Genomic DNA, 12,290 nt, shown 5'->3' on the forward strand with positions numbered 1-12,290 from the left:
CCGACATCGTAGCGCAGGCGGCACCGTCGCGGGCGCCGCATGCCGCCGCGCAGACTCCTAGCCCGGCGGCCGGTAACTCGCCAGCCATGCCCGCACGCTGTTGGCATCCGCCGCGCGCGCGTACTTGCCTTGCGCGTCGAGGAACACCATGACGGTCGGCCGGCCCTTGACGCTGGCGTACAGCACCATGCAGCGCCCGGCTTCCCAGATGTAGCCGGTCTTCTGCAGCCGGATGCGCCAGCTGCGGTTGGCCGTCAGCCGGTTGGTGTTGTGGTAGGCGGTGCGCAGCCGGCCCTGGCGGATCGTGAAGCTGCGGTCGGTGGAGTAGCGCCGGATCAGCGCATGCTGTTCCACCGCGATCACCAGCCTGGCCAGGTCTGCCGGCGTCGACACGTTGGCGCTCGACAGGCCGGTCGGCTCCACGTAGCGCGTGCTGCGCATCCCCAGCGCCCGGGCCTTCGCGTTCATCGCCGCGACGAAGGCGGCGGTGCCGCCCGGATAGTGGCGCCCCAGCGCGGACGCGGCGCGGTTCTCGGAACTCATCAGGGCGATGTGCAGCATGGCCGAGCGCGGCAGGCTGGTGCCCACCTGCAGCCGGGACGAGGAAAACTTGAGGCGGTCGACGTCGGCGCCGGTCACCGTCAGCTGCTGCGCCATGTCCTGCTTCGCTTCCAGCACCACCAGCGCCGTCATCAGCTTGGTCAGCGAGGCGATCGGCATCACGGCGTCCGCGTTCTTGCGGTACAGCTCGGCGCCGCTCTTCGGATCGAGGATCAGGACAGCGCTCGACTTGAGCGCCGCCAGCTTGGTCGCGCGCGGCGCCGCGGCCAGGCGGCGCGTGGCCGCCTTCACGACGGGGCGCTTCCTGACGATCCGCGCCTTCGCCCGCGCCTTCGCCCGCGCCTTCGCCTTCACCGTCGGCCTGGCCCGGACCCTGCCCTTCGGCCTGGCCTTCGCCGTCACCCGCGCTTTCGCCTTCGGCCGCGCTGCCGGCGCCGCCGTCGATGCCGTCGATGCCGCGTGCGCGGATGCGGCGACGGCGCGGCCTTCCTCGGCGCGAACGGGGCATGGGTGCGCGACCAGCAGCGCCAGTCCCAGGATCAGGGGAGCAAATCGTGTCATGTCGTCGATGGGCAGGGCAAGCAAGCGATGCCGGCCATCGTAGTCAGCCATACTTAGCAAACCCTTAGCGCACAGAAACAGTGCTCGCAGGACACGAATGGCGCATTGGCTAAGTTTGCGCTAAGTATTCGCTAAGTCTTCTTCCCTACCATGGCAATACGTATTCATCCATTGATCCAAGCCAACTCTCTCAGCGAACGACATTGACAAGACGACTCCCCTTCCCGCTCGAACGCCTGCCGGCCGCCTGCGCCGTCGTGGCGACGCTCGCCATGGCCGCGGCCCCGGCCCATTCCGCCGCGGCGTCCCGCCGCGCCGCGCCGGCGCGTGCCGACGTCGTCGGCGACTTCCAGGTGCTGGCGCAGCAACGCCCCTGGGATTGCCCGGCGGCGGCGCGCGCCGGGCTCGACGCCACCTGGCCGGACGGCCAGGCCGCCTGCGCCTGGCAGAACCGCCTGCGCAGGCAGAGCTGGAGCTGGAGCGACGACGGCGCCGCCGCGTGCCTCGGCACCCAGGCGCGCTGGTGGAACCGCGCCCAGGCCGGGCTGCCGCCCACGGCGCTGCGCAGCGTCTGGGACCGGCGCTGGACCACGCAGACGCTGCACATGCAGGTCGGCGGCGAGGAGCGCCTGCTGCTGCTGCGGCGCGACGCCAAGGGACGCTGGCAGGCGACCGAGTGGCGCTGGAATCCCAATCCGCGCCCGGCCACGCGGCGCTGGCAGGAGGGACGCTGGAAGCTGTTGATGGCGGCGGTGGCGCAGCCGGGGTTCGGCACTCCCGATGCCGGCGGCGCCGAGGCCGCGCCGATGCGGCCGGTGTTCCGCCGGCTGCTGGGCACGCGCCCGGGCGAACTGGGGCCGGAAGGCTTGACGCTCGCCGCCGCCGGCCTGTGCCTGCAGGCCAGCAACCCCCTGCCCGGCCCGTCCAGGCTGCCGCTGTCGTACAGCCCCAACGACAGCCGCCTGGAGCAGCGCGCCGCGATGCACCTGCAACTGAGCCGCCAGCATCCGGACGTGCGCTGGCTGACGCCGTTCAAGATGCTGGACATGCCCGCCAGCCTGCCCAGCGGCGCCAAGTTCCTCGCGACCTGGGTCGAGGGCGGCCAGGTGATCGGCCAGCTGTGGATCCCGCAGAAGGGCGACGCGCCCGTCGTGCGGGTACGGGTCGGCGCGCGCCTGCCGAAGGGACCGGACAAGGAAGCGGCCGCGCTGCCGGCCGCCAAGGCGGCCGTCGAGCAGGAGCTGGCGGCGATCGCGCAACAATGGGCGGCCGTCCATGAATGACGCCTCGACCCTGCCCCTGTTCCTGTTTTCGCCGCTGGCCATCATCGGCGCCGGCCTGCTGCTGGCCCAGATCTTCGGCGTGCTGCTGCAGCGGCGCGGCGTGCCGCGGCTGTACGGCGCCGTCGCCGCCGGCCTGATCCTGGGCGTGAGCGGCTTCGGCCTGGTCGACAACGCCCTGCTGTCCTATTTCCAGGAACTGCTCAATGCCGCCTCGGCCCTGGTGCTGTTCGAGGCCGGGCGCAAGATGGACCTGGCCTGGCTGTGGCGCAGCCGCGCCCAGGGCGCGTCGCTGCTGCTCGGTTGCCTGCTGCGCGGCGCCTGCGCGGTGGCGCTGCTGGTGCCGTTCGGCGTGGGCTGGGCCGACGCCGCCTTCATCGCCTCGATCCTCATCGCCATCAACCCGGTGGTGTTCACCTCGAGCGTGTCCGACCACAACGCCACCGGCGTGGCGACCTATGCGGCCGCCAACGCCGTCGGCCTGAGCCACCTGGTGGCGCTGGTGGCGCTGTCGGTCTCGCTGGCCTGGCTGCGCAGCCACGGCGTGACGGAGGAAGTGCCGTTCGCCGAGCAATTGCTGCACCAGGGCGGCAAGCTGCTGGCGGGCGCCGCCATCGCGCTGCTGTGCTACGGCGTGTACAAGCTGGCCTCGCGCGTGTCGCGCGCCGAGGCCAGCCTGCGCCCCGGCATCCTGCTGGCCACGCTGATGCTGGACCTGGGCCTGTGCTCGGTCACCGCGTCGAGCGCGCTGCTGTCGCTGCTGCTGATGGGCCTGCTGCTGCGCAACGCCGAGAAGCGCGAGAACGTGTTCCAGGCCCAGCTCAAGACGGTGCAGGACATCGGCTATGCGCTGCTGTTCATGATGTCGGCCGCGCTGGTCCAGTTCGGGCAGGTGCTGCAATGGCAGATCGTGCTAATGGCGCTGCTGCTGTTCGCGGCGCGCATCGCGGTCACGCGCCTGGCCCTCGTCCCCGGCCAGGCCTGGAGCGCACGCAAGCAGCACGCGATCGCGCTATGCGCCTGCTCGCTGGTAAGCTTCAGCACCCTGGTCGTGGACAGCTCGATGTCCAACGCGGCCTACCTGGGCGACAGCGCCACGCGGCTGATGCAGGCGCTGCTGGCGCTGAACGTGCTGGTGGCGCCGGCGATCACCTGGGCCGGCCTGCACTTCGCCGGCGAAACGCATGAAGGGAGCGAACGATGACGACAGCCACGGAATTCGACAGCGCGGCAGCGCAGGCACGAGCGCAGGCACAAGCGGTGGCGGGCGCCGGCCCGGCCTTCCTGCCGCCGTTCGCCGAGTCGCGGCTCGGCAGCATGGGCATCGAGCTGGAACTGATGGTGCTCGACCGCCTCACCTACGACCTGCTGCCGGCCGCGCCGGACATCCTGCGCCTGCTCGACCAGCAGGACAAGGCCTGGGTGGCGACGCCCGAGATCACCACCTCGATGCTGGAAGTCGCTACCTCGGTGCTGGGCAGCTACCGCGAGGCCGCGGGCCAGCTGGAGGAAATCCGCACCAGCGTGCTGCGGGCCGCCTTCGCGGTCGGCGCGGCGATCTCCGGCGGCGGCGCCCATCCGTTCCAGAAGTGGAACGAGCAGCGCATCTACCCGAAGGAGCGCTACCGCGCGTCGGCCAAGAAGTTCGGCTACCTGGCCAAGCTGTTCACCGTGTTCGGCATGCACGTCCACATCGGCATGCCCAGCGCCGACGAGGCGGTGCGCGTGGGCGCCTGGCTGACCCAGCGCGCGCCGCTGTTCATCGCGCTGTCGGCCAACTCGCCCTGCTGGCAGGGCGAGGACTCGGGCTTCTGCAGCGCGCGCAGCAACGTGGTCGGGGCCTTCCCGATGAGCGGCATCATGCCGTCCGACCTGCGCAGCTGGGAGGAATTCGCCGCGCATTTCGAGCGCCTGGCGCAGCACGGCATCGTCAACAGCATCAAGGACTTCTACTGGGACGTGCGGCCCAAGCCGGAATACGGGACGATCGAGCTGCGCGTGCTGGACACGCCGCTGCACCCGGCCTATGCCGCGGCGCTGGCCTGCTACGCGCGCGAAGTGTGCATCGAGGTGGCGGACCAGCCGGGCACCTGGCCGGGCGGGAACGCGCGCGAACTGTACAACTGGAACCGCTTCAACGCGGCCAAGGATGGCATCCGCGGCAGCTGGATCGACCCGGCCACCGGCGTCGCCCGCCCGATCCAGGACGTGGTGCGCGCCGACCTGGCGCGCCTGGCGGCCCGCTCCGACGATCCCGGCTTCCCCGAGGCCTGCGCCTTGATCGAGGCGCTGCTGCGCGACGGCGGCCAGGCGCGCTGGCTGACCGCGCACATGGCGGCGGGCGCCGGCATGAACGACCTGGCGCGCGTGGCCAGCGAACTGTTCGAGCGCGCGCCGGCGTCCGCCGGCCCCGGAGCGCAGGCATGAGGGTGCTGCTGGTCGAGGACGACCCGATGATCGGCAGCGTGGTCCAGCACGCGCTGCGCGACGCCGGCTACGCGGCCGACTGGGTGCGCGACGGCGAGGCCGCGCTGACGGCCCTGCGGACGCTCGACTACGAACTGGTGCTGCTCGACCTGAACCTGCCGCGCATCGACGGCATGGCCGTGCTGCGCGACATCCGCAAGGCGCGCAACAGCGTGCCGGTGCTGGTGCTGACGGCGCGCGAGGCGACCGAGGACCGCGTGGCGGGCCTGGACGGCGGCGCCGACGACTACCTGGTCAAGCCGTTCGCGATGAGCGAGCTGCTGGCGCGGATGCGCGCCCTGACCCGGCGCAAGGAAGGGGCGTCCAGCACGATGCTCGGGAACGGCGTCGTCGAACTCGATCCGGCCACCCACGAGGCCCGCGTCGGCGCCACGGCGGTGCGCCTGACGGCGCGCGAATTCCCGCTGCTGCAGGCCCTGCTGGTGCGGCCCGGCGCGATCCTGTCGCGCACCGAGCTCGAGCACCGCGTCTACGGCTGGAACGAGGAAGTCGAGAGCAATGCCATCGAGTTCCTGATCCACTCGCTGCGCAAGAAGCTGGGCAGCGAGACCATCAAGAACGTGCGGGGTGTCGGATGGATGGTCGCGAAGGGCCGGTAGCGGCGTCGCTGCGCTTCCGGCTGTCGCTGTGGATCTCGACGGCGATCGTGCTCGGCGCGACCGTCGCCGGGCTGTATTCCTGGACCGAAGCCACCGCCGAGGCCCACCGCGGCCAGGACACGCAGCTGCGCCAGGTCGGCTACCTGATCAGCCGGCTCGATGCCGTGCCCACCTCGCCGATGCCGCGCGAGCGCGTGGGCGACGTCGACTTCGACGCGCGCCTGATCGTGCGCTTCATCGACGCGCCGGGCCGCACGTCGTCGCACGCGGGGCGCCCGCCGTTCTTTTCGCCGTCGCTGCCGGACGGCCTGCAGACCGTCGCCGTCGGCAACGAGACCTGGCGCGTGTTCGTGCGCACCAATTCGAAGGGCGTGCGCGTCGCGGTGGCGCAGCAGACCGCGGTGCGCGACGCCGCGGCGCGCTCCAGCGCCCTGCGCACCGTGATGCCGATCCTGTTCCTCGGGCCAGTGCTGGTGCTGCTGGTGACGCTGCTGGTGCGCGCCATGTTCCGCCCGCTGCAGCGGCTCGCGGTGCGCCTGGGCGAGCGGCGCGAGAACGACCTGGGCGAAGTCGACCGGGCCGCCCTGCCGTCCGAGGTCTGGCCGTTCGTCAGCGCCATCAACAAGCTGATCGCGCGCACGGTGCGCGCGCTGTCGCTGCAGCGGCGCTTCATCGCCGACGCCGCGCACGAGCTGCGCTCGCCGATGACGGCCATGTCGCTGCAGGCCGAACGCCTGGCCGCCAGCGACATGCCGGACGAGGCGCGCGCGCGCCTGGAGGCGCTGTCGGCGGGCCTGTCGCGCACGCGGGTGATGCTGGACCAACTGCTGGCGCTGGCGCGCACCCAGGAATCGCGGGTCGGGCAGCCGACGCAGGTGCCGCTCAAGAAGGCGATCCAGGAATGCCTGGAAGACCTGGTGCCGCTGGCCGAGGCCAAGGGCATCGACCTGGGCGTGGTCGGCGACGCCGATCCGGCCGTCGGCGGGCGGCCGGTGGACATCGCGAGCCTGGTCAAGAACCTGGTCGACAACGCCATCCGCTACACGCCGCCGGGCGGGCGCGTCGACATCAACCTGGCCGAGGTCGACGGCCGCGTCGTCCTCGACATCGACGACACCGGCCCCGGCATCCCCGAGCAGGAGCGGGCGCGCGTGTTCGATCCGTTCTACCGCGTGCTCGGCAACGGCGAGATCGGCTCCGGCCTGGGGCTGGCCATCACGGCCTCGATCGCGGACCAGATCGGCGCGACGATCGCGCTGCTGGACAAGCCCGACGGCACGCCGGGCCTGCGGGCGCGTGTGACGTTCGCGCACGCCGCGCCCGCCGCGGCGCCCCGGGACGCCTGAGCGGCGCGCCGTCCCGCCGGTGCGTATTTACAACGCGGCGCCGCCGCCTGCACCGCGAAGTGTCTGGTTGGCAACCCCCTGCGGGTATAATCATGTCCACTTATGTGATGCCACACCGTGTGCCGCCCCGCCGGGCCGACGCCGGCACCCTGCAGGTCCGTCCATGTCCACCCTCTTCGACCACGAGATCACCGAACAGCTGCACGCCAGTTCCCGTTCGCTGGTCTGGCGTGCCCGCGGCGCCGACGGCGCGGCGCTGATCGTCAAGCGCCTGAACCAGCCGTTCCCCGCGTTCCAGCAGGTCGCGCAGTTCAAGCGCGAGCATGCGATCGCACTGCGCTGCCGCCATCCGGGCGTGGTGCTCCCGCTCGGCCTGGCGCTGCATGCGGGACACTGGACCATCGTCCAGGAAGACATCGGCGGCGTCGCGCTCGACAAGGTGCTGCGCGCGCGCGCCGGCGCGGCGCTGGCGCCGGACGAGTTCCTCGACATCGCCCTGCAGCTGTGCGCGGCGCTCGAGGAAGTGCACCGTCAGGGCGTGATCCACAAGGACATCAATCCCTCGAACCTGGTGTGGAACGCCGAACGGCGCCTGCTGCAGCTGATCGACTTCGGCATCGCCTGCGAACTGCCGCACGAGAGCCAGGGCATCGTCAGCCCGCAGGCGCTGGAAGGCACGCTGCGCTACATGGCCCCGGAACAGACCGGGCGCATGAACCGGCGCATCGACTACCGCGCCGACTACTATGCCCTCGGCGCCACCTTCTACGAGCTGCTGGCCGGGCAGCCGCCGTTCGCCGCCGGCGACGAGATGGAGCTGGTGCACTGCCACATCGCGCGCAGCCCGGACTGGTCGCTGCCCGCGTTCGCGCGCCTGCCCGCACGGCTGCCGGCGATCGTCCGGCGCCTGATGGAAAAGAACGCCGAGCAGCGCTACCGCAGCCTGGCAGGCCTGCGCCGCGACCTGGAATCGTGCCGCGCCGGGGCGGGCGCGCCGCCGTCCGGACCGGGCGGCCTGTGCGACCACGACGGCCGCTTCCAGGTCCCGCAGACGCTGCACGGACGCGAGGAAGCGGTGGCGGCGCTGCTGGCCGCGTTCGCGCGCAGCGCGGCGGGCGGCCGCGAGATGCTGCTGGTGGCCGGCTATTCGGGCATCGGCAAGTCGGCGGTGGTGAACGAGGTCCACAAGCCGATCGTGGCGCGGCGCGGCTGTTTCCTGGCCGGCAAGTTCGACCAGTTCCAGCGCGACGTGCCGTATGCCTCGCTGATCCAGGCCTTCCAGGGGCTGGTGCGCCAGCTGCTGGGCGAACCCGGCGACACGCTGCGCCGCTGGGCCGCCAGGCTGCATGCGGCGCTGGGCAGCGGCCTGGGCGTGATGGTCGAGCTGATCCCCGAGCTGGCCCTGGTCGTCGGCCCCACCGCGCCGGTGCCCGCACTGGCGCCGGAACAGGCGCGGCTGCGCCTGGGCCGCGTGTTCCCGCGCTTCATCGACGTGTTCGCCGCCGCCGACCACCCGCTGGTGCTCTTCCTGGACGACCTGCAATGGGCCGACGCGGCCACGCTGCGGATGATCGAGCTGTCGATGACCGCGCGCGAAGGCGGCCGGCCCGGCGTCCCGCCCGGCCACCTCCTGGTGATCGGCGCCTACCGCGACAACGAGGTCGGGCCCCTGCACCCGCTCGTCGCGCTGCGCGACCGGCTGCTCGCCGCCGGCGTGCCCCTGTCGACGCTGGCGCTGGGCGCGCTGGACGAACGGCAGGTCGGGCAGATGGTGGCGGCCGCCGTGCGCGTGCCGGCGGCCGACTGCGCGCCGCTGGCCCGGCTGTGCCACGCCAGGACCGGCGGCAATCCCTTCTTCCTCAACCAGTTCCTGGGCTCGATCCACGATGCCGGCCACCTGCGCTACCGCGCCGCCGACGACCGCTGGGACTGGGACCTGGCCGCGATCGAGCAGGCCGGCTACACCGACAACGTGGCCGACCTGCTGCTCGCGAAGATCCGCCGCCTGCCCGACGCGACCCAGCGCCTGCTGCAGCTGGCCGCCTCGTGCGGCAACCGCTTCGCGCTCGACACGCTCGCGCTGGTGCTGGAACGCAGCGCCTGGCATACGCAGCAGGTCCTGTGGCCGGCGCTCGACGCGGGCCTGATCCAGCCGCTCGACGGGCGCTACAAGTATGTCGACGAGGATGGGGACGGGGACAGCGCCGGCGTCGGCTACCGCTTCCTGCACGACCGCGTGCAGCAGGCGGCCTACCTGGCGCTCGACGCCGGGGCGCGCGCGGCGAACCACCTGCGCATCGGCCGCCTGCTGCTGCGGCACGCGGCGCGCCAGCAACCGGACGAGACGCTGTTCGAGATCGTCGAGCAGCTCGACGCCGGCCGCGCGCTGATCGACGACCCCGAGGAGCGCGCGCAGCTGGCGGCGCTGAACCTGCGCGCGGGCGCCAAGGCGCGCCGCGCCGCCGCGTTCCAGGCCACGCTGGGCTACATGCGCACGGGCCTCGACCTGCTGCCCGCGCACGCCTGGCAGAGCCACCCCGCGCTGTGGCTCGACCTGCAGCTGGGCGCGGCGGAAAGCGCCTACCTGTGCGGCGACTTCGCGGGCGCCGACGCGATCTACCCGCTGGTGCGCGCGCGCAGCGCCGACGCCCTGCAGCAGGCGCGCTGCATCGCGGTCCAGGCGCACCAGTACCAGCTGCAGGGGCGCCTGCTCGACGCCATCGCCGTGCTGCGCGAGGGCCTGGCGCTGCTGGGCATCGACGTCCCGCACGAGGTGCCGCAGCTCGAGGCGCGCTTCCACGCGGTATTCGCCGAGATCGCCGCCATCCACGGCGCGCGCCCGGCCGACGCCTTCCTGGACGCCTCCGAGATGCGGGAGCCGGGCGCCGTGGCCGCGATGCGGATGATGCAGGGCATGTGGCAGGCCAGCTACTACGCCGGCCAGCAGGACCTCAGCGCGCTGATGGTGGTGGAGATGACGCGCCTGTCGATGCGGCACGGCAGCAGCGACTTCAGCAGCGTCGGCTACGTGGGGTATGCCTTCATGCTGGCGCTGTACGGCGGCGACGTCGCGCGCGGCCACGACTTCGGCGCGATGGCGCTGGCGCTGGCGCGCAGCCGCCCCAACCTGCAGACCCGCACCCTCACCGCGCTGATGTTCGCCGCGCTGACCCGGCACTGGACGCACCCGCTGCGCAGCGCCGACGCGCTGTACGACGAGGCGTTCGGCTGGGCGCTGGAGATCGCCGACTTCGTCCAGGTCGGCGTGGTGGCCGCGGTGCGCGCCACCGAACGGATCATCCTCGGCGACTACCTGCCGGACCTGATGCACGCCATCGAATCGGACCTGGCGCTGATGCGCGCCAACGGCCAGCAGGCGATGGCCGATTGCTGCGCGGCCGGCGCGCTGCAGCCGGTCAAGTCCCTGATGGGGCTGACGGCGCGCAGCGACAGCTACGACGACGCGACGTTCAGCGAGGCCGGCTTCCTCGCGCGCTACGGCGATTCGCGCCTGTTCCGCGCCTACTTCCTGCAGGGGAAGATCCGCAACGCCTACCTGTTCGACGGCGCCGACGCCGAAGCCCTGGCCGCCCAGCTCGGCGTCGTCACGCAAATCCTGCGCGGCCAGGCCAAGGTGCCCGAGACCACCTTCTACGTCGCGCTGATCTGGCTGCGCGCCGTGCGCCGCGACCCGGCGCGCGCCGACGCGGCCGGGCTGCTGGCAGGGATCGAGGCGCTGGCGGCCAGCCTCGCCGGCTGGGCCGCGCAAGGCGCCGACAACGTCGTGAGCAAGGACCTGCTGGTGCGCGCCGAGCTGGCGCGCCGGCAGGGCGACCTGGCGGCGGCGACGCGCGCCTACCAGCAGGCGATCGACGCCGCCGGCCTGGCCGGCTACGTCAACCTGCAGGCGCTGGGCAACGAGCTGTGCGGCGAATGCTGGCTCGAGCAGGGCCACCCGCGCGTGGCCGCGGTCTACCTCGGCGACGCCATCGCGCGCTACCGCCAGTGGGGCGCGCACGGCAAGGCCGAGCAGCTGCGCGCGCGCCACGCCGCCCTGCTGCCGCGCACGGGCGAGCCGGCGACGCAGTCGTACGCCGGCACGCACGCCGACGCCGGCGCCGCGCTCGACATGGTCTCGCTGCTCAAGGCCGCGCGCATCCTGTCGAACGAGGTCGGCCTGCGCAAGGTGCTGCAGTGCCTGATGCCCATCGTGCGCGAGAACGCCGGCGGCCAGGTGGCGCGCCTGCTGCTGCAGTCGGACGGCGCCTGGCACCTGGAAGCGGACATCGACGGCGACGTGGTCACCGTGCTGCAGTCGCGCCGGCTCGACCTCGACGCCGCCGCCGACCCGCAGTTCCCGCTGTCGCTGCTGCGCTACGCGATCCGCACCGGCGCCGAAGTGATCGAGGACAGCATCGCCGGCGCCTCGCGCTTCGCCGCCGACCCCTACGTGCAGCAGCGGCGCCCGCGCGCCGTCATGTGCCTGCCGATCCGGCACGGCGGCCGCATCGACGCCGTGCTGTACTTCGAGAACCGGCTGGCCGACGCCTCGTTCACCGAGGAACGCGTGGCGTTCCTGCGCATGCTGGGGGCGCAGGCGATGATCTCGATCGCCAGCGCCAGGCTGCACGACGGCCTGGAACGGCGCGTGGCCGAGCGCACCGCCCAGCTCGAGGAAGCCAACCGCAAGCTGGCGACGCTGTCCGCCACCGACGGCCTGACGGGACTGGCCAATCGCCGCCGCGTCGACGAGGCGCTGCGCGCCGAATGCGCGCGCGCCGTGCGGCTCGGGCAGTCGCTGGCCGTCGTCATGGTCGACGTCGACCATTTCAAGGCATTCAACGACCGCTACGGCCACCAGGCCGGCGACGCCTGCCTGGTGCGGGTCGCGCAGGCCCTGGCGGGCGCCGTGCGGCGCGGCGGCGACGTGGTGGCGCGCTACGGCGGCGAAGAGTTCTCGATCGTGCTGCCGGACACCGGCGCGCAGGAGGCGCGCGACATCGGCGAGGCGCTGCGGTGCGCGGTCGCGGCGCTGGGCATCGCGCATGCGGGCGCGGCCAGCGGCCAGGTGACGATCAGCGTGGGCGTCGCCGCCAGGTCGGAACGCGGCGGCGCCGATCCGGACGATCTGGTGGCGCGCGCCGACGCCGCGCTGTACCGCGCCAAGGAGGCCGGCCGCAACCGCGTGGTGCTGGGCGAGGATCCCGCGGCGCGGATGCCGGGCTGGCGCGGTCCCGGTTGACGCGGGCCGCGCCGGCCCGGCATCCGCGGCCGGCATGGCGCAACCGGCATGGCGCAAAGCATGCCATGCGCGTCGCGTGCGTCCGCCGACGCGAGCCCCGTTCGACGCAAGGATGTGTGCCTACAACACTTTTTTGTTCAATATTGTTACCGACTATCAACATAGTGTTGAATCAATACCAGTTGCATATTAACATCATGTAATTGCAGCGGCT

At 72.4% G+C, this 12,290-nt stretch carries 7 protein-coding genes; 6 read left to right on the forward strand and 1 reads right to left on the reverse strand.

Going from position 1 to position 12,290, the window contains the following annotated elements; translation table 11 throughout:
* Window positions 1-57: 57 nt before the first annotated feature.
* Entirely contained in the window at window positions 58-1,122 is a 1,065-nt protein-coding gene (locus tag QZ749_RS20275) for a serine hydrolase (RefSeq protein WP_296950496.1), read from the reverse strand.
* A 203-nt stretch (window positions 1,123-1,325) separates the two neighbouring features.
* Here QZ749_RS20275 and QZ749_RS20280 point away from each other — a divergent pair, with 203 nt between their 5' ends.
* The 6 genes from QZ749_RS20280 to QZ749_RS20305 all read left to right on the forward strand — a co-directional run bounded on the left by QZ749_RS20280 (window position 1,326) and on the right by QZ749_RS20305 (window position 12,076).
* A complete protein-coding gene (locus QZ749_RS20280) occupies window positions 1,326-2,405 on the forward strand; it encodes a hypothetical protein (RefSeq protein WP_296950498.1) in 1,080 nt (359 codons plus the stop codon).
* Window positions 2,398-3,606 (forward strand): cation:proton antiporter, encoded by a 1,209-nt coding sequence (locus tag QZ749_RS20285; protein WP_296950502.1) that lies wholly within the window; start codon window positions 2,398-2,400, stop codon window positions 3,604-3,606. The genes QZ749_RS20280 and QZ749_RS20285 overlap by 8 nt, the downstream gene beginning before the upstream one ends.
* Complete coding sequence (locus QZ749_RS20290; RefSeq protein ID WP_296950505.1) at window positions 3,603-4,829, forward strand: YbdK family carboxylate-amine ligase; 1,227 nt, start codon at window positions 3,603-3,605, stop codon at window positions 4,827-4,829. The genes QZ749_RS20285 and QZ749_RS20290 overlap by 4 nt, the downstream gene beginning before the upstream one ends.
* Window positions 4,826-5,488 (forward strand): response regulator transcription factor, encoded by a 663-nt coding sequence (locus QZ749_RS20295; protein WP_296950508.1) that lies wholly within the window; start codon window positions 4,826-4,828, stop codon window positions 5,486-5,488. Before QZ749_RS20290 ends, QZ749_RS20295 begins: the two co-directional genes overlap by 4 nt.
* Entirely contained in the window at window positions 5,464-6,834 is a 1,371-nt protein-coding gene (locus QZ749_RS20300) for a HAMP domain-containing sensor histidine kinase (protein WP_296950511.1), read from the forward strand. Before QZ749_RS20295 ends, QZ749_RS20300 begins: the two co-directional genes overlap by 25 nt.
* A gap of 163 nt (window positions 6,835-6,997) precedes the next feature.
* A complete protein-coding gene (locus QZ749_RS20305) occupies window positions 6,998-12,076 on the forward strand; it encodes a diguanylate cyclase (protein WP_296950513.1) in 5,079 nt (1,692 codons plus the stop codon).
* Window positions 12,077-12,290: the final 214 nt, after the last annotated feature.

The sequence above is a fragment of the uncultured Massilia sp. genome, from assembly GCF_913773735.1.
In the GTDB taxonomy this organism is placed as follows: Bacteria; Pseudomonadota; Gammaproteobacteria; order Burkholderiales; family Burkholderiaceae_D; genus Telluria.

Excerpts from the sequence above, each read along its gene's own strand:
- QZ749_RS20305 (WP_296950513.1), top strand. The coding sequence starts at position 6,998 with ATGTCCACCCTCTTCGACCACGAGATCACCGAACAGCTGCACGCCAGT.
- QZ749_RS20300 (WP_296950511.1), top strand. The coding sequence starts at position 5,464 with ATGGATGGTCGCGAAGGGCCGGTAGCGGCGTCGCTGCGCTTCCGGCTG.
- QZ749_RS20285 (WP_296950502.1), top strand. The coding sequence starts at position 2,398 with ATGAATGACGCCTCGACCCTGCCCCTGTTCCTGTTTTCGCCGCTGGCC.
- QZ749_RS20275 (WP_296950496.1), bottom strand. The coding sequence starts at position 1,122 with ATGACACGATTTGCTCCCCTGATCCTGGGACTGGCGCTGCTGGTCGCG.
- QZ749_RS20295 (WP_296950508.1), top strand. The coding sequence starts at position 4,826 with ATGAGGGTGCTGCTGGTCGAGGACGACCCGATGATCGGCAGCGTGGTC.
- QZ749_RS20290 (WP_296950505.1), top strand. The coding sequence starts at position 3,603 with ATGACGACAGCCACGGAATTCGACAGCGCGGCAGCGCAGGCACGAGCG.